We start from the raw sequence: 25,789 nt of genomic DNA on the forward strand, positions 1-25,789 counted from the left end.
CATAAACTATATCATGTTGAAATCTTCTTTAGTTCTTATTAGTAAATAAGATGCGTTTCCTCTGGGGGAGATGGGGGAAAGAATTTCATCCCACTCCCCTTTGTAAATTTAAAAATCGAAGGTTGTGCGAATTACTCCCACATATTGAGTATTATTTTCGCTGTTGTTTTCTGGGTTGAGAATCACCCAAAAACCAGGAGTCACGGAGATATGGTCGTTCATTCGTAAGCGATAGAATGCTTCGATGTGGTAAGCGTTGTCCGGTTCTTCACGGACATCACTGTTAGAGATACGCGGTGGCAAACCAACGAGAATTCCTGGCAGGTTACCTTTACCGCCCACATCTGGAAACGACAAGCCGATCGCCCCAAACCAGGCATTAGCATTATCGCCATTGTTCACAAACAAAGAATCTGTTGCACCCCTACCATTAGAAACATCACTCAAACCAGAGTTCTCGGCAGTTGCCCAGATATATCCACCCCAACCGTGGATTTGGAAATTTGGCGAAAAGCGATAGTATCCCTGGGCACCGACAATGCTGTTGGAAGTAGCAATATTGTTGCCAAAGGGAGAGCTTGATAGGGCGCTACCTCTGCCGCCTGTGATATCAACAGTGCCAGCAGGATTATAGCCATGAGAGTAGGCGACACCGATCGCTCCTTGTTTGGCGTAATACACAAGATGGGCAAGAGCGTTGTAACCGCCATCAAATAACCCATTGCTCTGTGTTGGGTTATTAGGAGTATTTGCTAAATAGCCCACAGTCAGAACCAAGTCTTTGCTGATATTCCAGTTAGCGGCTGCACCACCGCCACCCCGCTCGAAGAGAAAACTGTTCTTGCCAAATAGTGAGGGAATCCCGTTGCCATCATCGGCGATCGTAGCAGGGGTTACGTTGTCTGTGATGTCGTTGTAACCAATACCTACAGGGCCGACAACAAAGGAAAGGGAACTACTCACTGGGAAGTAGTAACGAATGTGGGGAACGAAGAGTGAATTGTTGTTGTCATTGTCGAAGTTTAGCCGCGTCATCCCGGTACCGCTGGCTGCGGCAATTTGGCTTGAGCCATTGGAATTGGCAAAGTTGCCAAACTCCAGTCGAACTCGCAACAAATCTTTACCTGTGAAGCTACTCTCCAAATTTAGACGGCCGCGAGTAGCAAAGATGGCATTGGATTCATCCCTATTCCCTCCTACCTTATCACCAAAGGTATCGGTAATCGCAGTGATAATTTGAGCGTTGAGCTTGGTAGTAGTGGAAAACTGCTGCGCTTCTAGTGTTGCTGTACGTGCCTCCAAGCTATCCACCCGCCCGCGCAGAGTAGCCAGTTCTGCGGCAAAGTCTTCTTGTAACTTTTGCAGCACTACCAAGTCTTGCTTATTGACCAAATCGCCAGTAGCTGTAGCAATTAATTCATTAACTCGATCTAAACAAGCATTCAAACCTGCGGCAAATTCGTAACGAGTTAAAGCACGGTTACCGCGATAGGTGGAATTGGGATAACCTGCAATGCAACCGTAGCGTTCCACCAGCGATTGTAGTGCTTGAAATGCCCAATCAGTGGGCTGGACATCAGAAAACTGAGAGACTGAGGTAACTTGTCCCTGCAAGGTGCCAAAGTTAGCATCCAAAGGAGTCGCCCAAACTGCTGGGCATGAGAATAAAAGCAGTGGAAAACTGTATAAAAGATTTTTCAGCATTGGGTGTAGTATGGTTTCCTGTATTAGCTTTTTACTTCTTTCCCAAGAACCGATTAGTTGAAATCCAGGATGCAGATTTATAAATGGTGCATGAAATACTTTACTGGACAATCCATAAGAGCAAAGAGCGGTATTGATAATTTCCATCTTGTTACTGATTTACTGAAGCGAAAATTTATAAAGAAGAATTCAGAACTCAGGAGTCAGAATTCATGCTGAATTCTGTACGACCTCCTTTTTATATTTGGTTGTTGTATGGATCTCTTGCATAAATTTTTTTCTCACGCAGAGACGCAGAGGCAAGGCAGCACGGTCTTCTCCCAAGGGGAGACGCCAAGGGCGATGGGGGTTTCCCCATGAGCGACTGCCGCGCAGAAAAGAGAACGCAAAGAAGGAGTTTTGCAAGAAGTTTTATGATTATTAGACCTCTTGCATAAATAAGTTTTTATCTCACGCAAAGGCGCAAAGGCAAGGCAGCGCGGTCTTGGGGGTCTCCCCCATGAGCGACTGCCGCACAAAGAATAAGGTAAAAATAAGGACTTTTGCAAGAAGTTTATTGATCTGCCGAATGTAGGCTTGTAGATTAAAATGCAGATTTATGAGGGTAATTGGTGAAATATTGTGTTTTTTAATTTATTGAATTGTCAAAGTGGAAATAACGAGAAAGGCAAAATCAAGAATAAATAACAAGGGTTTTGAAGCGCCTAAATTTATTTATGGGGTTTTAATTTTGATGTAAGAATTCAGAATCTAGAATCTATAAGGCTTAGATACACAAGCTTGATAATTCTAACAAAATCAAGTAGCTATTCTGACTCCTGAATTCTTACCTTTTATTTTTTTACCGTCTGGAACGTCTGCGGATTCGGTCAATCATCACGGCAGCGATAATTACTAGTCCTTTAACAACTAGTTGCCAGAAGAAAGACATGTTCAACAGAGTTAAACCATTGTTGAGGACAGCAATGATTAATGCACCAAGAAGTGTACCGCCAATTGTACCAATCCCGCCTGTAAAACTAGTTCCACCTAAAATTACAGCAGCGATCGCATCTAATTCATAGCCTTGACCCAATAAACCGCTAGCACTATAGAGACGGCTGGCACTCATGATGCCTGCCAAACCTGATAGCAATCCACTCACGCCATAAACAAACAGCAACACTCGATTAACTTTAATCCCTGTTAATCTTGCTGCCCGTTCGTTACCACCCACAGCGTAGATTTGCACTCCTAAAACAGTCTGTCGCAGTACAAACCAACTACCTGCCACAGTTAGTAAGGCAATGATCACCAACCACGGAAGAGGACCGATATAGCTATTACCGATCCAAGCAAAGTTGATATCACGGTTAATAATTGTTGTTCCCTTGGCAATCAAATAGGCAACACCGCGCAACGCAGTCAGTGAACCCAAGGTGACAATAAAAGGTGGCACATCCAAAAAGGTGATCAAAGCGCCGTTGACTAAGCCCAAAAGCAATCCTGCCAACAAGCCAGCAGGCAAAGCCGCCCAACCTATAGCCGGAAGTAGCGATACGAGTAACGCAACTACGGCAGAAACAGCTAACATTGACCCCACAGACAAATCAATGCCTCCGGTGAGAATCACGAAGGTCATGCCTGTAGCTAGGACAATGTTAATGGATGCCTGCCGTAATATATTGACGAGGTTACCGCCTGTGAGGAAGTTGGGAGAAAGGAAGGTAAATAAGATACAGATAAGTATGAGAATTGGTAAAATACCTGCAACTTCCAGCAAGGTGGCGATGGATCTCGGTTGGCGGGCGTTTGGATTGTTGCCGACTTTATTTCTATTGGTAGGTCTTACTGTTTGACTCATGATTCTAGTACCCCCGATGCTCCTGTTGCATAATGCATAATCTTTTCTTGGGTAATTTCTTTACCGGGACTGTCGTCGAGTTCACCCACTAGCTGTCCTTCTCGCATTACCAAAACGCGATCGCTCATGCCAACGATTTCTGGTAATTCGCTGGAAACCATTAAAATAGCCACGCCTTGGGCTGCTAATTCGCTGATAATCCGGTAAATCTCGCTCTTGGCGCCGATATCTACGCCCCGTGTCGGCTCATCCAGCATGATGACTCTTGGTTTAATGGCTAGCCAACGCGCTAGGAGTAGCTTCTGCTGATTCCCACCAGAAAGATCCACCGCCCTGATTTCCAAGTTAGCCAATCGGATATTGAAGTTTTCCACCGCTTCCGTTGCCAAGCGATTGACTGAACCCCAGTTGACAACCCCAGCCCTGGCATCCTGTTTGAGTGTGTTCAGGGCAATATTCTTGCGAGAACTCATCTCCAGAAATAAACCTTGGTCTTTGCGGTCTTCCGGGACGTAGCCGATACCGGCAGCAATGGCATCACTGGGGCTATTAATATGCAGTTTCACGCCATTGAGGAAGACTTCACCACTGGTTTTGCGATCGGCACCAAAAATCAGTCGGGATACTTCTGTACGTCCAGCACCCACCAGTCCTGCTAAACCAAGGATTTCACCAGCGCGAATTTGAAAACTAGCCGGTTCAATCTTGCGTCCGTCGCTGATATTTCGGACTTCCAACACCACCGGGCCGGGATTGGTTTGGCGTTGATGTTCGTAAAAGTCTTGCATCGAACGACCAACCATCATCTGCACTAACCGCTGGGCAGAAATTTCATCCCGTGTGAGACTGCCGATGTATTGACCATCGCGCAGCACGCTAATCCGGTCAGCCAATGCATATATTTCCTCCATGCGGTGACTGATGTAGATAATGGCAATGCCATCGTCTCGTAGTCTGCGAATGACTTCAAACAAACACTCAGTCTCGCGGTCAGATAGGGCTGCTGTTGGCTCATCCATCACCAAAACCCGACTGTTGTCTTTCAGCGCCCTGGCAATTTCTACCTGCTGCTGTTCGGCAATGGATAAGGTGCCAACTATGGTATTGGCTGTAAAATTTGCTCCCAAGCTTTGGAGTACTAGCTTTGCTTCGTCTTCCATAGCTTTGCGGTCTAAGAACTGACCCCGCTGTAACTCGCTACCCATGAAAATATTTTCGGTAACGGTTAAGTTGGGTGCAACATTCAGTTCTTGATAAATCAGGTTAATCCCCGCTTTGCGTGCTGAAGCCGGATCGGTAATTTTCACCGGGGTACCGTTGATGCGAATCTCGCCTTCATCGGCAATGTAAGCCCCGGCGAGGATTTTCATCAATGTACTCTTGCCTGCTCCGTTCTCGCCCATGAGAGCATGAACTTCTCCGGGATAAATTGTCAGATTGACATTTTGCAGTGCAGGTACACCATGAAATCGTTTGGCAATCCCTTGCATTTCTAATACAGGGGCGGCAGTTGGTGCTTCAGGAAAGGAGGTTTCAATACTTGTGGTCATGAGCAACTCCTGTAAAAATAATGGGGACTGGGGATTGGGGATTGGGGATTGGGGATTGGGCATTGGGGATTGGGCATTGGGCATTGGGCATTGCTAAGTGCTAAGTGAGGAGTTAGGAGTTATTCTTCTTGTCTCCCTTGTCTCCCTCATCTCCCCAGTCCCCAATCCCCAGTCCCCAGTCCCCAGTCCCCATTCACCAACCTTTCTCCGTGCTGACGTTATCTTTGGTGATCAGCTTGACTGGAATCAAAATGGTGGGGTTACTGGGTTTTTTACCGTTCAAAATGTCGTTGCCAACTTCGACTGCTTTTGCTGCCATGCCTCGCGGATTTTGAGTCGCTGTTGCTGCATATATACTATCTTTGACAGCGATCGCTTTAATGGCTTCTGGCGCACCATCAACGCCAACAATAAAGAAGTCTTTACGTTGTGCTTGGTTGGCTGCTAGTTCTGCTCCCACTCCACTCGGATCGTTGATCGCAAAAACAGCATCAATTTTGGGAAAGGTTGTCAGCAAATCTGTCATAACTCTCAATCCGCCATCCCTACTGCCTTCTCCGTTCTGGTCTTTGGAGAGGAGTTTGAGATCGGGATATTTGGCCAATACTTTCTCGCAACCACTGACTCGCTGAATCACCGAGTCCACCTGAGGCCCATTGAGAATTACTACACTACCTTTGCCTTTGAGACGGTCAGCAATATATTGACAACCAACTTCTCCCGCTTGCACATTATTAGTTGTAACCGTGGCATCTACACCGCCTTCAGCACCTGTATCTACCGCAATCACAATTCTGCCTGCTTCTTTAGCTTTTTCCACTGCTGGCTTAATGCCACTTTTATCAGCAGCATTCAGGATAATAATGTCAGTATTCGACGCCGTGAAGTTTTCAATTTGGTTGGCTTGTTGGTTGAGGTCATAGGCACTGGAAACTACGGTTGTCCTGACATCATTCCCGCCGATTTTCTTGGCTGTGGCTTCAATTTCCTGTCCCATCAAGACGAAGAAGGGGTTACTTAAATCGCCAGCCGTGAAAGCTACCGATCGCAATTTCCCATCACCACTACCTGGCTTACCCTGGGCGCTAGTATTAGTAGCTGTATTACCAGCAGCGTTGGTATCAGGATTACTAGCAGTACCATTTTCAGAGCCATTTGAGCAACCAATCACAGTACCACCAACCAGACTTATTAAACTAGCTGCGATCGCAATTTTTCTTAAATTCATATATCTCCTCTTAAAAAAAATCTGAATCGGGCATAGGGCATAGGGCATGGGGCATTGGTTATTCTCCCCCTGCCTCCCCTGCCTCCCCTGCCTCCCCTGCCTCCCCTGCCTCCCCTGCCCCTCTGCCCCCACTACCACCCTTTGTAGCTACCAAGGTTATCACGGGTAACCAACTTGACTGGAACGAGAATCTGAGAATTACTCAGTTTTTTGCCTTGGATGACATCGTTGCCAACCTCGACGGCTTTTTGCGCCATGCCTGCGGGATCTTGGGCAGCAGTTGCAACAAATACACCGTCTTTGTCTTCCATTGCTTTGGTTGCATCTGGTGAACCATCAACCCCAACAATAAAAAGTTCTTTACGTCTTGCTTGTCTGGCTGCTAAATCTGCGCCGACGCCGCTTTGGTCGTTGGTGGCAAAAACGGCATCGATTTTGGGGAAGGTTGTCAGCACGTCACTCATAACTCTCAGTCCGCCATCCCTTGTCCCTTCTGCGTTCTGGTCTGAGATGATTTTGATATCTGGATATTTGGCTAAGGAATTCCTACAGCCACTGACTCGCTGATTGATTGAGTCCATCGGTGTACCGTTCAGAATAACTACATTACCTTTGCCGTTGAGGCGATCGCCAATATATTTGCAAGCAATCTCTCCAGCTTGGATATTGTTAGAGCTAATCATGGCATCCACGTCTGCATCAACGGCTGAATCTACCGCAATCACAATCCTACCTGCGCTCCTCGCTTGATCGATCGCTGGTTTAACTCCTTTTTTGTCAACCGCACTGAGGATAATTAAGTCAGTATTCGCCGCCGTGAAATTTTCGATTTGGTTGCTTTGTTGGTTCAAATCGAAGCCACTGGAAACTGTATTAACTCTGATCTCATCCCCAATTTTTTTTGCTTTTTCTTCAGCCCCCCTCTGCACTGCTACATAAAAGGGATTACCTAAATCACCCAAGGTAATGCCGATTGTTTGCAATGCTTTATTTTTTAAACTAGCGTTAGTAGCAGTATTAGTAGTAGTATTGGTAGCGGTGTTGCTATTTGGAGTGCCGTTGCAACCCACAACTGCAATGCCAACGAAACTTAATATGCTAGCTAAAAACAAAACTTTCTTCATATTCATCTATATCCCAAAATGCATTTGAATTTGAGGAAAATTAGCAGAATATAAATCCGCAATATTATACAATCTTGATAACTTGATATTTAGTCTAGTGGCACTTCTAGCTTGGGCAATTGCAATTTTTATCAAATATGTTGCAATCTGACGACATTTTAATTGCTGTTATTAGTTACACTAAATTATTTTTTTGCTGTTTCCAGCAAAAAATGAGCGTTGCAATACATCCAAAAATGAGGTTTTTTGTGTTTTGGAAAATTGTATTTGAAAGTGCTGAGGTTGAAAAAAGTTGTTTCCTTAAGATTTAGAAAATCTTAGTTGATTAAACGTTTGACTTTCTGTGTTATTTGACTTTTTATTCTATCCTGGATTCTGGACACAAATGAATTTCCTTTATCGAAGTTTACAAAATGAAGAAGTATTTTTCATTTCAATGTAATATCATGTCAGATGAGTGACTTTTGATAACTTATGATGTGCAGATACAGCGGATTTCAAAGAAAGTGAAGTACACAACGATTCGTCTGGTACTCAGGTATAGAGGCTGTTTGACTTCAGAATTCTGCTGTATCTACACAGTTTTTCTCGTTTTACAGACACAAGTTATGCCATTGAAATTGGAAAAATATTCCGGTTGGTTGAGGCTTGGCGAAAAATTTTTGCCGATAATGATCAATAAAAAATCATTGCAATCTTGAGAAACTCAATCAGGAACCAAAATCTTTGGTTTGGTGACGCCAGAAATTTAGAATTTTAAGGTTGGCGGTAAATATTTAGCTACTAAGTCTTCGTAGTATGGCTTGAGGTTTTGCCAATCAGGAGGATTGGGGTTTTTGGAATACAAATCGTAGGGATTGAATAACTTGACCCATTTAAACATTTCTTCATCGTGTTTATCCATCAAATGTTCGTAGGCGTTCTCACGATGTTGGGGATAAAATGAGTGATAGCGAAGGATGTACAATGCAGGTTCGGGCAAGTAAGGTTTCATCATACTATAGAAATACTCATCGTGTCCCCATGACATGTGTACATTACTTAATCCACAATTTGGCTCATATATACCATATTTAGTGTTATATTTCGGGTTATTGCGTTCGGGATTATCTTTGAAAAATTCCGAGAAAACAATTCTATCAGAAAATGCACAACCTACAGGATAGGTATCGCCTACACTCGCCCATTGGGGTTCACCAAATAAGCAAAGTACTTTCCCCATATCGTGAAAGAAACCTGTCAGTACCATCCAATCAGGATGACCATCAGCGCGAATAGCTTCTGATGTTTGCAACAAATGTTGTAATTGGTCTAAGTCTGTATCGGGATCTGAATCATCAACTAGTTGATTCAAAAATTCTACCGCATCCCAAACGGTCATTTCTTTTTTGTCAAACTTGAGAAACTCTGCTTTTTTCTGTAGTACAAAATCATATGTTTGATTAATATGATTTAATCGGTAGAATTCTTTGACTGTATCTCTAGTAGTCGTTTCGTAATTTCTGTACGTTTCAACAGTTTTACCTTCTTTAAGTATGCTGTTCGGATCGGGATAGCGATTGAGTAAATCTTCTTCCCATTCTTCTAATGAATGTAAAGGATTGTTTTGAGGTTGTTTGATGGGATGATTTAGAGTTTGAGACATATCTTCCTATTAATGATGATTAAAATTTTTTGCACACGTGTGCATAAACTCTATATTTTTATTCTTGCACACGTGTGCAAGAATGTCTGTTAAGTTTCTTATCTATTTGCACAAGCGTGCATTTTCTCTTCAGCAAACATTCTTTACTTTACAAAGTGAATTTTTTGTTGTGGATGTTTAGCAATGTCAATTTTGTGCTGTGGATACTTGACAATATTAGCCAACTCCTGCAATTGATTGATTGCTTCTGCACCCTCTAACTTCATTAATTCGCGGTCATCCCAAATTTCCATCCAAGTAATACCGTAATCGGACACTAAAAAGCGAATCAGGTGCTTTTCTTCCAGGCTGACCATAAATGAAGCACTCTTGATTTGGTCGCCACATGTATAACAAGATGTAAGATAACCACGCTGCTCAAGTACAATTGACAAAGCTTGCAGATTGATTACCAAGTCTTGGACGACTTGCTGATGTTGTTGCGCTAATCTGAGAAACATTATTTTCCTCCTACGTTACAGTGATGCGATCGCTTTATATTTGTTTAAGATCAGTTTTCCCACAGAGATGCTAAATTCCTAAAGCTGTTCTGATGTCTTGGACAATTACCTGGGGTGTCTCGATAACATCTATATATAGAGTGTCTGATGGTTCTTCCAGAGTATTAAACTGGCTATTGAGGAGTTTTTCGCTCATGTAGTGATTATGACGCTCTTGCAAGCGCTGTTGAATTAACTCATAAGAGCCTTTGAGGTAAACTAGTTTGATGCGTTCGCTATCCACCACCAGAAATTGCCGATAGCTTTCTTTGAGAGCCGAACACGCCAGCACCATATTTTTATTTTCTTGCAGCCAGTTTTTAATCGCTGCTTGCAAATCTTGTAACCAAGGTGTTCTATCGGCTTCAGTCAAAGGTATACCGCACCGCATTTTTTCAACATTCTCCAGCGAGTGAAAAGCATCGGCGTCGCTAAATTCCCAGTTTAAAGAGTCTGCTAGCAGTTTTCCTATGGTGGTTTTGCCCGCTCCGGAAACGCCCATCATGATGATAATCATTGATTTTTCGATCATAGTTTTGCAAAAAAGTTAAATTATATCAAGTTTGCTTAATCACCGCTGATTACAGCGTTTTTCATCTATTTGAACCACAATCCTCGGTAGGGTAGCACAGCTGTGCTACCCTACAACGTGGTGTATTTACCTGAAAATTGCTGTAAAATCTCCCCCTGTCCCAATACGCTTGGGTTAAGCCTTTTTCTTCTTCCCCTGCCTCCCCTGCCTTCCCCCTGTCCCTTTTTCCGAAGTTTTATGCTTTGTTAATGGGTGAATCCATTGACAGATGACTCAACTTTGCTAATAATTAAAATTATAATGCACACGTTTGCATTACTTACAGTAAAATCATGAAGAAACGAAAAGTTTCAATTGAAGATATTGCCCGCAGAGCAGGCGTTTCTCATTCTACAGTTTCGCGTGCTTTGCGAGATAACTCTCTAATTAGCCCGAAGGTGCGAGAGGAAATTAAGAAAATAGCGCGGGAGATGAACTACGTACCCAATGCCATCGCTCAAAGCTTGCAAAATCAACGGACTAATACCGTTGGGGTAGTGGTGACTTCCATCGCAGATCCTTTTTACGCTGAGGTAGTAGAGGGAATTGAACAGGTAGCTAGAACAGCTGGTTTGAGTGTTTTGTTAACTGCTTCACACCGTGATTTCGAGCAGGAAATCGCAGCTATTGATAATTTTCATCGCCGCAGAGTGGACGGCATATTAGTCACTGATTCACGAATTAATAAAAACAATACTGACAGACTAAGTGAAATTTCTGTGCCAACAGTTTTGATTAATAGTCAGACAGAAGATCAACCTGAAACATTTCACACAGTGACAGTGGATGACTTTTTAGGTGGTCGATTGGCAGTAGAGCATTTGATCGATTTGGGACACACGGCTATTGGCTATTTGGGCGTGGGCGATCGCAGTAAGTCAAATCAACTGCGCCAAGAAGGATATAGCAAGGCTTTGAGCGCAGCTGGGTTACCACAAAACAGTGATTGGGTGGCAATTAGTGACGAAGACAATATCAGAATCAGCGATGTTGATACGGGAAAAAAGATGCTACCTCAACTATTTGCCGCTGGTGTAACTGGCATCTTTTGTTACAACGACATGGTGGCAGTTGGCGCTCTCTTAGCCTGCCAAGAACTAAATATTTTGATACCGCAAACTTTAAGTTTGGTAGGATTTGACGATGTTGCTCTTTGTCGTTACGTAACGCCGTCACTGACGACAGTTTGCCAACCAATGTTGGAAATTGGTCGCTCGGCGATGGAAATGTTACTCGATTTACTAGAGGAAAAAACCGTAGAAAACCGCGTTTTCTCTCCTTTTCTAGTAAAGCGGGGTAGTACTGCGGCATTTGGGGGAGGGGGATGAGGGGGATGAGGGGGATGAGGGGGATGAGGGGGATGAGGGAGATGAGGGAGATGAGGGGACGCGGAGAAAAACTAATGACCAATGACAAATGACAAATGACAAATAACTAATGACAAAAATTATGTTAGCGAAAAAATGGAGTTTATCTGGCGATCGCTGTTTCGCTCCAGAACCAATTCAAAGACAACTAGCTCGTCAATTTTTTGACAGCATATCTACTCTACCCCTGGTCTGTCCCCACGGACACGTAGACCCAGCCTTATTAGCTAATCCAGCAGCCCGTTTTGGTTCGCCAACGGAATTATTGATTATTCCTGACCATTACATTTTCCGTATGCTTTATAGTCGGGGCGTACCTTTGTCAGCTCTCGGCATACCTACCCGTGATGGTTCAGCAGTAGAAACCGACCACCGCAAGATTTGGCAGCTTTTCGCCGACCATTTTTACTTATTCCAAGGTACTCCCTCTGGGTTGTGGCTGAAAGACGAACTCACTAACGTCTTTGGGGTGGATGAGCCTTTAAACTCTCGCAACGCCGCACATATCTATGATTACCTGGAAAAACTGTTATTGTTACCTGAATTCTCACCTCGTGCTTTATTCAAAAAGTTTAATATTCAAGTGCTTTGTACTACCGATGCGGCTAGCGATGCTCTTGAGTACCATCAATCATTACACCAAGAAGGTTTTACTCAGATCAAACCTACTTTTCGACCAGATGCAGTAGTCAACCTGGATACTCCTGGTTGGCGGGAAAATCTCAGCAAGCTGGAAATCACTGTTGGGCGAGAAATTAGTACTTACGCTACTTTCGTGCAAACTCTAGAAGAACGTCGAGCCTTCTTTAAAAAAATGGGCGCCACAGCTACCGACCATAGTGCAGCAACACCTTATACCGAACGCCTTACCCACCAGGAAGCAGAAGCCATCTTTGCTAGAGCATTAGCTAATAAGCTAAATCCCGGTGATGCAGAGCGTTTTACTGGGCATATGTTCACGGAAATGGCTCGAATGAGTGTAGAAGATGGTCTGGTGATGCAAATGCATTGCGGTATTATGCGTAATCATAATTCGTCTGTCTTTGAGCAGTTTGGGTCAGATAAAGGTGCTGATATTCCCTTGAAGATAGAGTGGACGGAAAATTTGCATCCGTTGTTGACAGCCTACGGTAATCACCAAAACTTTCACTTAATCCTGTTTGGATTAGATGAAAGCACTTATAGCCGCGAACTAGCTCCCTTAGCCGGTCATTATCCCGCAGTACTGCTGGGGCCGCCCTGGTGGTTTCACGACAGCATCAATGGCATGGAACGATACTTCAATCAGGTGATGGAAACCGCTGGACTTTATAATACCGCCGGCTTTAATGATGATACACGGGCTTTTGTTTCCATTCCTGCCCGCCACACTGTTTGGCGACGTGTAGCTTGTAACTGGTTAGCGGGATTGGTAACACGCGGGTTAATTGAGGAAGAAGAAGGCTATGAAATGGCTCATGCTTTAGCTTACGACCTCGCCAAGGTTGCTTACAAATTAGACGTTTCTTGACCTGCACCTTAGTTGCATTGACCTGCACCTTTGATGCATCGACCTGCACCTTAGTTGCATCGACCTGCACCTTAGTTGCATCGACCTGCACCTTAGTTGCATCGACCTGCACCTTAGTTGCATCGACCTGCACCTTAGTTGCATCGACCTGCACCTTAGTTGCATCGACCTGCAAAAATTAACCCACCGTTGATGAAATCAAGATTGTGTCTTAACAAAGTACTAAACAGAGGAATTATCAATGCCAAACTTATTGAATAAATCAGATTTGATTTTGCATCAACTTTTTAGCCTCAAAGACCAAGTAGCAGTAGTCACCGGTGGTTCTGGTGTGCTTGGTGGGGCGATGGCGCGGGGTTTAGCCCTTGCGGGAGCGCGAATAGTGGTTCTCGGCCGCAATGAAGCACGGGCGGATGCAGTTGTAGCTGATATTACCGCTAATGGTGGGGAAAGTATGGTGGTGCTGGCAGATGTTGGCGATCGCTCCCAATTAGAAATAGCCAGACACGCTATTTTAAAGCATTGGGGTAAGATAGACATCCTGGTAAACGCCGCTGGTGGTAATATTCCAGCTGCCACAATTACAGCTGACGCTACTTTTTTTGATATGCCGCACGTAGCATTTGAGCAAGTAGTTAGTCTCAATTTGGTGGGTACTTTACTACCCAGCCAGGTTTTTGGTCAAGCGATGGTGGAAAGAAATCAACCCCAAGGTTGCATTGTGAATATTTCTTCCATGTCTGCTATCCGGGCGATTAGTCGGGTGGTTGGTTACTCAGCGGCGAAAGCAGCCATAGATAACTTTACTCGTTGGCTAGCAGTGGAACTCGCTCAAAAATATGGGGACGGGTTGCGAGTAAATGCGATCGCCCCAGGTTTTTTTATTGGCGAACAAAATCGAGATTTACTTTTAAATCCAGATGGTAGTTTAAGCGATCGTGGACAAAAAATCATTGCTCATACCCCAGCTGGGCGTTTTGGAGAACCCCAGGAATTACTTAGTACCTTGATTTGGTTATGCAGTTCTGGTTCTAGTTTCGTCAACGGGGTAGTTGTACCAGTAGACGGTGGATTTAGCATCTACAGCGGAGTTTAGAAATGTATTCATTAGCCGTAACTAAAAATGGCACCCTTGCAGATGAGGAAGTTTGCCAACTCGTTCATCAAGCTTTAGCAGATTCTAGATTTGATGGACAGCGCATCTTAGTATTAATTCCAGATGGAACCCGCACTGCTCCCATCCCGCAAATGTTTCGATTGCTGCATCAGGAGTTAAATCACAGAGTTGCTGCATTGGATTTTTTAATTGCTCTGGGTACACATAATCCCATGAGTGAGGAACAAATCAATCGTTTAGTTGGGGTAACACCAGAGGAGCGAGAGACAACTTTTAAAGGAGTTCACATCTTTAATCACCTTTGGCATCTACCAGAGACTTTTATTTCTTGTGGAGTAATTTCGGCTGCCGAGATAGCAGAAATTAGTAATGGAATGCTGCATCAGGAAGTTGACGTGCGTGTTAATAAGCTAGTAACAGAATATGATTTAATAATTATTTGCGGTCCAGTCTTTCCCCACGAAGTTGTCGGATTTTCGGGCGGAAATAAATATTTTTTTCCAGGCATTAGTGGTCAGGAAGTAATTAATTTATCACATTGGTTGGGTGCTTTAATTACTTGTTATGAAATTATTGGTACACCAGGAATCACGCCAGTCCGACGCTTGATAAATCGAGCTGCTAATATGATTTCTACCCCAAAACTGTGCTTAGCAATGGTGGTTGCACCAAAAACAAATCAGTTAGCTGGACTTTATATAGATAAACCTGAGTTAGCCTGGGAAGCTGCTGCAAAATTGTCAGCCAAGCTGCATATTAAATATGTAGATAAGCCTTTTAAACAAGTGCTTTCAGTCATGCCCGAAATGTACGATGACATTTGGACGGCTGCTAAAGGAATGTACAAACTAGAGCCAGTAGTCGCCGATGGTGGAGAAGTAATTATCTATGCACCTCATATTACCGAATTTAGCTACACACACGGCGAAATATTAGCTGAAATTGGTTACCATGTGCGGGATTACTTTCTTAAACAATGGGATAAATTCCAAGGATATCCTGCGGGAGTTCTAGCCCATAGTACTCACTTGAAAGGTATGGGCACTTTTGATTCTATAGAAGGAGAAAAAGCTCGAATTCGTGTGATTCTAGCTACTGGGATTTCTCCGGAACGTTGTGCTGCTCATAACTTGAACTATCGCGATCCAGCGACGATTCAACTAACAGAATGGTCTTATCGAGAACATGAAGGTATTTTGCTTGTACCCAAGGCTGGCGAGATACTTTACCGTATCAACAAGTAATACTATAGCAATCCGATTTGATTTCTGAATGACTCGTAGAGGTAAGGGACTGGGGATTGGGGATTGGGGACTGGGGACTGGGAAGGAGGAATAAAGGTGTACTGAGTTTTGTTCAAAAATCAAATATGAGTCCTATAGCAGGACTACTATTTGATTTTTGAACAAATACTCGAATATTGTGTTGGAGTACCCAAATACTGTGTTGGAGTACCCGAATATTGTGTTGGAGTACCCAAATACTGTGTTGGAGTACCCGAATACTGTGTTGGAGTACCCAAATACTGTGTTGGAGTACCCGAATATTGTGTTGGAGTACCCAAATACTGTGTTGGAGTACCCAAATACTGTGTTGGAGTACCCAAACACTGTGTTGGAGTACCCAAACACTGTGTTCAAGTACCCAAATACTGTGTTGGAGTACCCAAACACTGTGTTGGAGTACCCAAATACTGTGTTGGAGTACCCAAACACTGTGTTGGAGTACCCAAACACTGTGTTCAAGTACCCAAACACTGTGTTCAAGTACCCGAATATTGTGTTGGAGTACCTGAATAGGCTATATTTATTTACTAGGAAAACTGTCGGTAAAGCAGGTGGTTTAAGTTTGGCGATCGCCCAGCAAATTATAGTAGAAAACACGGCGTCACTCTAGATGTTAATTCTACGCTAGTGAGGGAACAAATTTACTATTCTCATATTGATTTTGATTCACACTTGGGATTAAGACAGGGCGATGGTACTGTCACTATTTTTCAGCCTTGGACAGACGCCGAGATATTTTAATCAAAAGTTAAAGTGCATTTAAAGAAGTAAATTTACTAATATAGTAGAAGAGTGTTTTTTACCATCTAATTGATATGCGCTTGTCTATCATTATCAGTGTCGGCTTGTTGCTATTTCCAGGTCTCAATCTACCAGTAATGTCTCAACCTCCCATAGAGATAGCACAATCGGCAGCGAGTCATAACTTGAATAACAGACGGTTATATTTTAATCGCCGTTTGTGGGAAAAGCAAAATATTTCCAACTATCGTTATACATTTAGTAACGGTTGCTTTTGTATCCCAGATGCTAGAGGCCCAGTAATCATTGAAGTACGTAATGGGAAAAAACCGTTAATCACTTCTGTAGCTACAGGCCAACCAGTTGAAAATCCAGAATTCTTTGACAAATACAACACAATTCCTAAGCTTTTTAATGTGATTCAGGATGCTATCAATCGTCAAGCTTCCAGCCTGGATGTAAACTACAATCCTAAACTCGGCTATCCAACCCAAATTAATGTCGATTACAACGCTCAAATAGCTGATGAAGAAATATATCTGACCATTGAGAATTTTGAAGAAATTAAATAAATTCTCAGCTGATTATTGCTCAGTATATAGCCAGGACTTACGCAACTGGCACAAATAGCGGGCAGGGCGCAGCCCTGACAGGCGACAATTTAAATCAAACCAAGCACATAAGAATACTTGGGCGTTTCAGTTGCTGAATTAAATAATTAGAAAGCAAGTTATGCTTGATTTGATAAATAGTTTGACCAGTTGTATAGGCTAAATTCTTTAACCTAACCCAAACTAACATTGCACAAGCGATATGATTTCTTTGAAGCCTAGCTTTCCGACATTGGCAAAATTCAATCCCAGTTAATTGTTTAATTTCTCTGTGAAACTCCTCGATTTTCCAACGAATTTTACACACCTCTTGTACAACATCCGTGGAACTTTGAGATAAATCGTTAGTTGCGACATAATCCGTTCTGTTGGTAGAAACAGTAACCCGGAATAGTTTCACTTTTTTATTAGCTGGGAACCCTTTAATTTTGATTATCTTACCACAATCTAATTCTTCTTGACTCCATTCTAATAATTCAATACGTTTATATTTTGCTTGACCAAATGTATCATCAACTAACCGATTGTCTTTTAAAGGGCAATAATAAATTTTGTCTAAGCTATCAATATATAGCATTAAACTGTGTACCGCATACCATGTATCCATCAAAACAGTATCAAATGGTAAAAGCTTATGATACACAAGGCTTTGGAGCATGTCTTTCACATGGTCTATCTTGGTTTTGCCATCGACATCAGGATTAAAAATTCGATAATCTATGACCCAAAATCTTTGAAGTGTAGGGTTGACATACACGCAGCTAACTACGCCAATGCCTTTAAGGACACCATGCTCATTACCACTATATTGTCTTCTGACTATTTCTATTTCTTCAGAATACCTTTTATCTAATACCAATTTAATATGAAGCTGCATAGAAAAGAGCTTCTAAAATAAAGTTATAAGAAGAGATGGAAATCACCTGTTCAGATGTTAATTGCTCGAACAATTGTTGTAGGCGAGTGCGTAAGTCTTGCAAGTCAGAAAACAGTTCATTCTTGAGAGATTTTTTGAGAAACTGCCACAGCCTTTCAATGGGATTAAGCTCAGGAGCATGAGGTGGTTGCAGCAGGGGAATAATATTTTCAGGCCAATTAATCGCACTACTGATATGAGCAGGAGCTTGGTCTATTTGTAAAATTGCATAATCTGAACCTAATTGTTGCGATAACCAGTCTAAAAACTGTTGAAAATAGTCACCATTGAGCTGCGGGTATTCTTGCTGAAAATGTTGTCCTGTTAATGGTTCAATTGCACCATAAATCCAAAAATTTTCTCTTTCCCATTTCACCGCTACAGTTGGTTTGACTCCAGGGGCCGTAATTACTTTTCCCGTTAAAGTTTTTAATCCCACCCTGGTTTCATCCTGACACAGATAATGAATACACTTTCCTGGTGCTAGATGTTTTTCTAGCCTCTCGATAATGATACCGAGTTTTTTTTAAACTCAGATACTAACTTCTCATCCTGCTTATGGCTTTGCGGACGTGGTACTTTGAGTTTTGCTCCTAATTTATATCTCACTAACGCATATACTGTTGCATACTCTACTTCCAGCCCCTGTTCTTTTTTTAACCACTCCACTATTGCACCATAGCTACTAAAGCCTTTTCCTGTTTTTAACTCCTCTGTTAGTGCCGCGATCGCTACCTCATCAATTTTTCGTTTTGCTCCCGGAGCTTTTTTAATTTCTAATAATTCATCTAGTCCACCGACTCTATATCTTTGTAACCACCTTGTGACAGTTGATGTATCTAGAGCCAAGCGTTTTCCAATTTCTTGCTGTTCATGAACCTGCCCGTTTTTTATCCACCACAGCATCATCAGTTTTTCTTTCTGGTTTCCTACGTTGGCTGTTTGTAGACGTTTCTTTAGTTCTGCTTCGCTTTCTGCAATTTCAATCTTAAAAGGGCGGCTCATGCTTATTTTTATTTATCCAGTTTATTCACTCTATTATATGCAGCTTCATATAAAATTGGTATAAAATGCTATCATCAAATATTATGTAACCATTGTCATCAGGCTCAACTACCTCTTTCACGTTATCCCATAGTAAACGAGGTGTTAATTTTTCTCTTTTCAAATAATAGTTAATTGTATCATGGCTAATACTCTCTAAATGCTCTGCCAAATTGGTAATGGTATAATTAATTTGGCTACTAAGTAGATACTGGCAATAATCTAATTTAGTAAACTTCATATTCAAAAGTATTCGTTACAGTAGCCTGAGCAGCAGCCCAAAAATTTGGTGTGAAAAGGAACAATTTACATTTGTACTCTAGTTCATTTCATCTGCATTTTTATAGTACTTTAGTACTATTTGTTAGCGATCGCATTGTGCCAGTTGCGTAAGTCCTGATAGCGTTTCCTGACCTAATAAGGTACACCTGTAGGGGCACGGCACTGCCGTGCCCCTACGCCTAGCGATATCATGTTGTACCCCATGTGAATGGGAACCGCTATAAAGGGAATAAAATTTGATACTGAGCTAAAAAGGCGATCGCAACTAGTTCGCCTTTTTTTTTTATTGCATACATTATATTCAAGGCTAATACAGATATCTGAAAGTAAAACTTTTACTCCAAAAGTACGGTAACTACAAAAATTTATTTGAGGTAAAATATACAACAATGTTGCAAACAACTCCGATCTGTGTTGCAAATTGTTTACTTTTGATTCAGAAGTTAAGAAAAATGGCTTCGTACTTTTTGATAATACCGTGTGCTTGTTTAATCGCCAGCTATTTTGCTTTAAAAAAAATTAATAGTGAAATTTCACATTTGGTGGCTGTATTTGCAGTCATCAGCTTAATTTTGGGTTTAATTTTCGCTCCTTGGCAGATGTTACTTTTACTATTAATTCCTGTGATTATTAGCACAACCTCTGAATACTCCACAAGTAAGGGCGTCAGCGAAAAAATAGAATTTCCCCAACAGCCAGTTTGCGAATCGGAAGCAGATTGTAACTTGATTTACCGTGGGGTTTCCTATCGTGCTGACCCCAATGGCAAATTAGATCAAGTCACTACACCAGGAGTAACATATAAATTGAGCTTTAGGGGAAGCACTTATTTTATTTGTGCTAATTCAAATATAGAATCCACTGGAGTGACTACACCAGGAGTAACCCATAAATTGAGCTTTAGGGGAAGCACTTATTGTGTAAATAAAACTGCACACAAAGAAATTGAATCGTAAGTCAGAATTCAGAATTCTGAATTCTGAATTCAGTTAATAAATTTAAATGTAGGGTGCGTAATGAGGGAGTGGGGAGTGGGGAATGGGGAGGCGGAATTGGGGACAAGGGGAAAAACTTGTTGCAATTTTTCTCCTCATCTCCCTCATCACCCTCATCTCACCCACTCCCCACTCCCTACTCCCCACTTCCTATGCAACCTCGACAAACCATCATTGAAATCTTTTCAACTTTTGTGCAATTTGCTGGCGATCGCTTCAGTCGTTGGGCGATAGAATCAAGTTTGCGTCGGAGTATGCAAAGTTCTGTCAAGCACACGCCACAAGAAACTTCGGAGTATTTTTGGGCGCTTTATTGGTATAAGTTTTGGCAGGTTTCCGAAACAGAGGTACTGGCTAAACAACATCTCACAGCTTATTTGCAAGAACCTTGTTATTGGGTATCTCAAAAAACTGTTACTAATTTTGCTAGCACTCAGTATAAATTATCAGACTGTTTTCAAATTGCGATCGCCCAAGTTGATAAAGTCCTCAAAGGTTTTCATCCCAATCAAGGTTTTAGCTTAAAAAACTACGCTAACGCCATCTTTGGTAGTGCGATTCGTGAAACTTTGCGTCAAAATAGCGAAATTGATATTTGTACAGACTGGGGACTTTTGCGAAAAATCACTAAAAAGTTTTTGGTGGAATCTTTGCAAAATGCTGGCTTACCTCCAGAAGATATTAATGCTTATATTTTCGCTTGGGAATCTTTCAAAACTCTGTATATTCCCACAAAAACTGGTACTTCTCGCCAGCTTTCTCGACCCGACGATGTAATTTGGCAAGGAATCGCAAAAGCTTATAATTCACAAAGTAGTCAACAAGTCAATCCCCAAACTCTAGAAAAATGGCTGTTAAATTCTGCCAAAGCTGTACGCAAATATCGCTACCCAACACCGGAATCTTTGAATATATCTAAAGGTAGCGATGATTCTTGGGAATGGCTAGATAATCTTCCAGGAAGTCAACAAGAATCTCTGATTAATGAAATTGTTGCCCAAGAAGAAGAACAAACAAGAATTTCTCAGCAAACTGAGATTAACAAAGTTTTAGTCGTGGCGATCGCTCAACTTGAACCGCAATTACAAGAAATTGTAAAACTTTACTACGGGGAAGAACTCACTCAAGACAAAATTGCCAAGCAATTACAAATGCAGCAATATACAGTCTCTCGGCGACTAAAAAAAGCCCAAGAAGCTTTATTGCGGTCTTTAGCTAACTGGAGTCGAGATAATTTGCATATTACTCTCACATCAGACCTACTCAAAAGTATCAATATAGTGATGGAGGAATGGCTGAGAAATTATTACTAGAGTGAGGAAATGAGAAACGTAGGTTGGGTTAAGCAAAGTGCAACCCAACACCAATGTAAATGTTAGGTAGGGGCGCACAGCTGTGCGCCCCTACAAGGAATTGTGATTTAAATAGATGAAAATTAGAATTTGACAACTCTTCCCCACTCCCCACTCCCCACTCCCCATTCCCAGAGTAACCACCATGACCACAGTATTTACTTTTGCTAATTCAACAGACCTGATTTTAGAAATTCCTACCGCCACCCAAAATCAGGCGGATATTCACAGTCAATCCTTTTCTAACCCGACTTCTGGCTATCAAGGTTATATTAATGAACTTTGCCTGGGCGCCCTCTTGCAATGGTTACAAGAAGATTTCACACCGCAAGCAAAGGTCTGGCCAAGTAGCACTGTTTTATCAAGTTTTTGGGAACTGGTAAATGGAACCGCAATTACGCTAAACGCCACTCGATTTATCTTGGTTCCGAGCGAAACAATTGATTTAAGTGAATTGCGAGTACCGCAAGAATGGGTGGATATTCCCAGTTGGGTAGGTGATTATTATTTAGCTGTGCAGGTAGAACCGGATGAAGGCTATGTGAGAGTTTGGGGTTACTGTACCCATGCACAACTCAAAGCTAGGGGGAATTATGATCCAGGCGATCGCACTTATTCTCTTGATGCTGATAATATCATCAATGACATCAATATTTTAGGCGTGGCGCGGCAACTTTGCCCAGAAGAACCAACACGTAGCGCCATTGAAGAGATAAGCATCATTTCACAACCACAAGCACAAAACCTCATCGCCCGTCTGGGAAATCCAGAAATACTGACACCGAGACTCGCCATTCCTTTTCAACTATGGGCGGGATTAATTGCACATGGCGGTTGGCGTAAAAGCTTATATCAACGCCGCTTGGGACTACCAGAACAATGGTCAGTTATTCAATGGTTGCAAAGCGGTGTTTCCCAAGTTGCCCAAACTGTTGGTTGGGGAAGTTTTGATTTACAAGTGAGTGAGGCTGGGGCGCGGGGTGTTGAACAAACGCCACCGGAAATCATTATATCTCGTCAGCTGGCGATACCTGCGGTGGGCTACCCCTACGCAGGTCAAATCTACGAACTGCTGATTACACCACGAGTCCAACCCGACGCAACTATTTGGCGCTTTGAGTTACGTAACCTGACTGTGGGTGCAGCCATCCCTGGCGGTTTTAAACTCCGACTCTTGACTGAAGATTTACAGCCCTTCCCCAACAACGAAGATATTGCCATAACCGCCGTAGAACAACTTTATATAGAAGTTGCCTTGGAACCAACAGAAGGCATAGTCTGGGAAATAGAACCTCTTCCCGAAAATTATGACCAAGAAATACTCAGATTTTAAGTGTTTGTTCCCTAAAGGGCTAATATCATGTCCGGTAAAAGACTTATTATTTGGGGTGACGCGGGGACATGGGGACGCGGAGAGATTTGAATGATAAGTAATTACCCGGACATGATATAAAACCTATATTACAGCTATCTTCAGGTAAATTTACCACGCGTTAAGGGCACAGCAATGCTTATTGGTGTCAACTTAACGCGAAATGGGCGGTTATAAACCGCGGCTACACGAGGCAAAACCCACCGACCTGGGTTTCAAATCCTTAATTTTCCATTAGTCTGCACCAGGCGACTTTGCCTGTGTAGCCGCGAATTCTATTCGCCAAGGCAGCAATTATAGTAAACTAAAAAGCTTTTTGCCAAGAGCGATCGCTAATCACAAATACGTGTATTATAGCGTTTCCTGACCTACTGAGGTACACCTGTAGGGGCACGGCAGTGCCGTGCCCCTACACCTGGCGATATAATGTTGTACCGCATCTGAATAGGAACCGCTATATGCTATAGGACTACTATTTGATTTTTGAAAAGATACGTAGTGGCGTGACAAGGCTAAAATGTTGCAATAAATTTGTAGGTTGGGTTGAGGAACGAAACCCAACACCGATATCCACGTTGGGTAACGCGAAAGCTCAACCCAACCTACTAATGCACTATTTTAACCTTGTCACGCCACTACAAATACTTAATTTTGTTCAAAAATCAAACCGGATTCCTATATAAACTACTAAATACATAACTTCTGATCTGACTTCAAATTTTTGCACTTAAAAATTTAGGGACAGCTTACAAAAACTTTTTTGCTGATCTAAAAATGCGAGATTCAAGAGATTACGCAGATGACAAGACTTCAAGAGTAACTATGACTGTGGTGCTTTTGCAATGCCTACGGCGAGCAAGCTAGAGAGCGATTTTTTTCGGGGGAGATGGGACTGGCCATATGGTCAGATTGTGAGCAACTTGTAATCTACCAGATCAATAATGAAATAATTACGGTCTATGCTATCATTAGTGACCTGTTGAAGGCGATCGCTCAGTTATCCCTGTTGAATTTGCCTTTATGCTTGGTAGTGCTTCGGATATGCCATGAGTACAGTGGATAATTATCTGGTAGATCCACCTCAACTTAAAAAGCTATGAGAAACAAACCTAAACAACGAATGCGAATATGGGCGATGTTGTGTCATCTCTCGGCTTTATTAGCGTGGATATTAGTCTTGCTCTTGGTATTTATTGGCATACCTTTATATTTGCCCCTGAATCTGTTCGCCCCACTCATAATTTGGCGATTCCAAAAAGCAAAATATGCCTGGATTGATTTTCAAGGTAAAGAATCTTTAAATTTTCAAATTTCTTTGACGTTTTATACATTAGTTTTCATCGCCATTTCTTTGCTTTTTGTGATTGCCAGCTTTAGTTTGGCAGTGACTACTAATAGTCAAGTTAATGAAGTAAAAATCACTTTAGACAGTTTACTAATTGCGATCATATCATTAATTTCATTAATATTAATACTACAATCATTTTTAGTGACTTTTGCTGCTATTAAAGCTTACAATGGAGAACATTATCGTTATCCTTTGACAATTAGAGTTTTGCGATAAATAATAAAAAGGAGTCAGAATTCAGAATTCAGAATTCAGAATACTCTACCCATGTACCCTTACAGGGAAGCAAGCTACGCGCAACGTCCCGTAGCGAAGGGATAGAGTTTTAAATGAGTGAAAAAAATTTTATCCTAGTTTCGCGCCACTTGCGGGCGTTAGCGCAGCGGGACGAACGCGAGTGCGTCTCCGGTTTTAAACCAATATTCATTACCCAGTCAAACAGAATTCATACTGAATTCTGACGGTCGGCGGAGCGTCTCCGGCTCCGCTCCTGAGTTCTGAATTCTGTTCAATAAATATAGGAGTAAAGATAAGATGATTGGGGTTGCGATCGCTGGCACTGGATTTGGTCAAAAAGTCCACATTCCTGGATTCCAAGCACATCCTCGCACGGAGGTAGTTGCTGTTTATCACCGAGATATCAATAAAGCCAAGGCCATAGCAGAATCCCATAATATCTCCCATGCTTGCGACACACTTGCAGATATTGTGGCATTACCAGAAGTCGAAGCAGTCAGCATTTCTACGCCGCCGTTTTTGCACTATGAAATGGCAAAAACTGTCCTCCAAGCTGGCAAACATTTACTACTAGAAAAACCCATAGCTTTAAATGCAGATGAAGCCAAAGAACTTTATCAGTTAGCTAAAGAAAAAAGCCTCATTGCAACTGTAGATTTTGAATTTCGCTTTGTACCAGGATGGCAATTATTTGCTGAACTTTTGTCAGCAGAATATGTAGGTGAGTTGCGCTTAATTAGAATTGATTGGTTAGGTTCTTCTCGTGCTGATGCTTCCCGTCCTTGGAATTGGTATTCTGACAAAGAAAAAGGAGGCGGTGCATTGGGGTCTTTGGGTTCCCACGCCTTCGATTATATTCACTGGTTATTCGGCCCAGTCCGTAAATTGAACGCCCATTTGACTACTGCAATTCCGGCGCGAATTGACCCAATAAACCAACAATCAAAGCCAGTAAATACAGATGACAATTGTATATTAACCCTGGAATTAGCAGATGGTACACCTTGCCAAGTTACTATCAGTGCGGTTGTTCACGCAACAAGAACCCATTGGATAGAAGTATATGGCGATCGCGGTACTTTAATTGTAGGTAGTGAAAATCAAAAAGATTACATACACGGCTTTCGTGTTTGGGGTTCCCAGCCAGGTAAACCTCTCACAGAAATAGAAATACCAAATCGATTAATTTTTCCCAAAAATTACGCCGATGGTCGGATTTCTGCATTTATTCGTGTCATAGACCAATGGGTACAGGGAATTGACCAAAAGCAACAAACAATACCGTCCCTGCGAGAAGGAGTTTATTCTCAGCTATTAATGGATTTATCCCACAAATCCCACGAAATCAGTAGTTGGGTTGATGTACCTAGCTTGGAAGCTTATCTTCAAAGTTAGTCAGGGAGTGAT

Annotated in this window: 22 protein-coding genes and 2 pseudogenes; 11 read left to right on the forward strand and 13 right to left on the reverse strand. The window is 42.2% G+C overall.

Annotation, left to right across the window (positions count from 1 at the left end):
• Positions 1-108: 108 nt before the first annotated feature.
• The 8 genes from IQ276_RS30400 to IQ276_RS30435 form a co-directional block, all read right to left on the reverse strand.
• Positions 109-1,704, reverse strand: a complete 1,596-nt coding sequence (locus tag IQ276_RS30400) for an iron uptake porin (protein ID WP_193918017.1) — start codon at positions 1,702-1,704, stop codon at positions 109-111.
• A gap of 841 nt (positions 1,705-2,545) precedes the next feature.
• Positions 2,546-3,547, reverse strand: a complete 1,002-nt coding sequence (locus IQ276_RS30405; RefSeq protein ID WP_193918011.1) for an ABC transporter permease subunit — start codon at positions 3,545-3,547, stop codon at positions 2,546-2,548.
• Positions 3,544-5,097 carry a sugar ABC transporter ATP-binding protein gene (locus tag IQ276_RS30410; protein WP_193918013.1) on the reverse strand — a complete coding sequence of 518 codons (1,554 nt, stop codon included), beginning with the start codon at positions 5,095-5,097 and terminating at the stop codon, positions 3,544-3,546. Before IQ276_RS30410 ends, IQ276_RS30405 begins: the two co-directional genes overlap by 4 nt.
• A 193-nt stretch (positions 5,098-5,290) precedes the next feature.
• On the reverse strand, positions 5,291-6,325 hold the full coding sequence (locus IQ276_RS30415) for an ABC transporter substrate-binding protein (protein ID WP_193926106.1): 1,035 nt from the start codon (positions 6,323-6,325) through the stop codon (positions 5,291-5,293).
• 131 nt (positions 6,326-6,456) lie between these two features.
• The gene (locus IQ276_RS30420; RefSeq protein ID WP_235116109.1) at positions 6,457-7,449 is read right to left on the reverse strand and encodes an ABC transporter substrate-binding protein; all 993 of its coding nucleotides are present in this window, start codon (positions 7,447-7,449) and stop codon (positions 6,457-6,459) included.
• Positions 7,450-8,197: 748 nt separating this feature from the next.
• Entirely contained in the window at positions 8,198-9,094 is an 897-nt protein-coding gene (locus tag IQ276_RS30425; RefSeq protein WP_193924113.1) for an inositol oxygenase family protein, read from the reverse strand.
• 143 nt (positions 9,095-9,237) lie between these two features.
• Positions 9,238-9,594, reverse strand: coding sequence for a DUF1815 family protein (locus IQ276_RS30430; RefSeq protein WP_193924111.1), 357 nt, complete (start codon positions 9,592-9,594; stop codon positions 9,238-9,240).
• Between the two features lie 70 nt (positions 9,595-9,664).
• Positions 9,665-10,150 (reverse strand): gluconokinase, encoded by a 486-nt coding sequence (locus tag IQ276_RS30435; protein ID WP_235116356.1) that lies wholly within the window; start codon positions 10,148-10,150, stop codon positions 9,665-9,667.
• A gap of 347 nt (positions 10,151-10,497) precedes the next feature.
• Here IQ276_RS30435 and IQ276_RS30440 point away from each other — a divergent pair, with 347 nt between their 5' ends.
• From IQ276_RS30440 to IQ276_RS30455, 4 genes are all read left to right on the forward strand, one after another.
• Entirely contained in the window at positions 10,498-11,532 is a 1,035-nt protein-coding gene (locus IQ276_RS30440) for a LacI family DNA-binding transcriptional regulator (RefSeq protein WP_235116110.1), read from the forward strand.
• Positions 11,533-11,641: 109 nt separating this feature from the next.
• A complete protein-coding gene (gene uxaC / locus IQ276_RS30445) occupies positions 11,642-13,081 on the forward strand; it encodes a glucuronate isomerase (protein WP_228043478.1) in 1,440 nt (479 codons plus the stop codon).
• A gap of 241 nt (positions 13,082-13,322) precedes the next feature.
• Positions 13,323-14,177 carry an SDR family oxidoreductase gene (locus tag IQ276_RS30450; protein WP_193923833.1) on the forward strand — a complete coding sequence of 285 codons (855 nt, stop codon included), beginning with the start codon at positions 13,323-13,325 and terminating at the stop codon, positions 14,175-14,177.
• A gap of 2 nt (positions 14,178-14,179) precedes the next feature.
• Entirely contained in the window at positions 14,180-15,442 is a 1,263-nt protein-coding gene (locus IQ276_RS30455; protein WP_193923825.1) for a lactate racemase domain-containing protein, read from the forward strand.
• A gap of 132 nt (positions 15,443-15,574) precedes the next feature.
• On the opposite strand, the gene IQ276_RS41090 is transcribed toward IQ276_RS30455, so the two are convergent.
• A complete protein-coding gene (locus IQ276_RS41090; RefSeq protein WP_373690605.1) occupies positions 15,575-16,081 on the reverse strand; it encodes a hypothetical protein in 507 nt (168 codons plus the stop codon).
• Between the two features lie 218 nt (positions 16,082-16,299).
• On the opposite strand from IQ276_RS41090, the gene IQ276_RS30465 reads away from it, so the two are divergent.
• Positions 16,300-16,797, forward strand: a complete 498-nt coding sequence (locus tag IQ276_RS30465; RefSeq protein ID WP_193925962.1) for a DUF6174 domain-containing protein — start codon at positions 16,300-16,302, stop codon at positions 16,795-16,797.
• Between the two features lie 94 nt (positions 16,798-16,891).
• Here the strand turns inward: IQ276_RS30465 and IQ276_RS30470 are convergent.
• From IQ276_RS30470 to IQ276_RS30485, 4 genes and pseudogenes are all read right to left on the reverse strand, one after another.
• Positions 16,892-17,692: pseudogene (locus IQ276_RS30470) on the reverse strand (IS701 family transposase); the annotation flags it as partial.
• 4 nt (positions 17,693-17,696) lie between these two features.
• Complete coding sequence (locus IQ276_RS30475) at positions 17,697-18,266, reverse strand: IS630 family transposase (RefSeq protein WP_190881163.1); 570 nt, start codon at positions 18,264-18,266, stop codon at positions 17,697-17,699.
• A complete protein-coding gene (locus tag IQ276_RS30480) occupies positions 18,248-18,757 on the reverse strand; it encodes a helix-turn-helix domain-containing protein (protein ID WP_190881120.1) in 510 nt (169 codons plus the stop codon). Before IQ276_RS30480 ends, IQ276_RS30475 begins: the two co-directional genes overlap by 19 nt.
• A 49-nt stretch (positions 18,758-18,806) precedes the next feature.
• Positions 18,807-19,037: pseudogene (locus IQ276_RS30485) on the reverse strand (IS701 family transposase); the annotation flags it as partial.
• Between the two features lie 493 nt (positions 19,038-19,530).
• Here IQ276_RS30485 and IQ276_RS30490 point away from each other — a divergent pair.
• From IQ276_RS30490 to IQ276_RS30515, 6 genes are all read left to right on the forward strand, one after another.
• Positions 19,531-20,034: a DUF4278 domain-containing protein gene (locus IQ276_RS30490; RefSeq protein ID WP_235116112.1), complete on the forward strand. Its 504-nt coding sequence runs from the start codon at positions 19,531-19,533 to the stop codon at positions 20,032-20,034.
• Between the two features lie 191 nt (positions 20,035-20,225).
• Positions 20,226-21,386 (forward strand): sigma-70 family RNA polymerase sigma factor, encoded by a 1,161-nt coding sequence (locus IQ276_RS30495; protein ID WP_193925999.1) that lies wholly within the window; start codon positions 20,226-20,228, stop codon positions 21,384-21,386.
• A 184-nt stretch (positions 21,387-21,570) separates the two neighbouring features.
• Positions 21,571-22,758 (forward strand): DUF1822 family protein, encoded by a 1,188-nt coding sequence (locus tag IQ276_RS30500; protein WP_235116113.1) that lies wholly within the window; start codon positions 21,571-21,573, stop codon positions 22,756-22,758.
• Between the two features lie 925 nt (positions 22,759-23,683).
• The gene (locus tag IQ276_RS30505) at positions 23,684-23,860 is read left to right on the forward strand and encodes a hypothetical protein (protein ID WP_235116114.1); all 177 of its coding nucleotides are present in this window, start codon (positions 23,684-23,686) and stop codon (positions 23,858-23,860) included.
• A 33-nt stretch (positions 23,861-23,893) separates the two neighbouring features.
• A complete protein-coding gene (locus tag IQ276_RS30510) occupies positions 23,894-24,361 on the forward strand; it encodes a DUF4870 domain-containing protein (RefSeq protein WP_193913473.1) in 468 nt (155 codons plus the stop codon).
• 318 nt (positions 24,362-24,679) lie between these two features.
• A complete protein-coding gene (locus IQ276_RS30515) occupies positions 24,680-25,777 on the forward strand; it encodes a Gfo/Idh/MocA family protein (protein ID WP_193913471.1) in 1,098 nt (365 codons plus the stop codon).
• The last annotated feature ends 12 nt before the right edge of the window (positions 25,778-25,789 follow it).

The sequence above is a fragment of the Desmonostoc muscorum LEGE 12446 genome (assembly GCF_015207005.2).
Lineage (GTDB): Bacteria > Cyanobacteriota > Cyanobacteriia > Cyanobacteriales > Nostocaceae > Nostoc > Nostoc muscorum.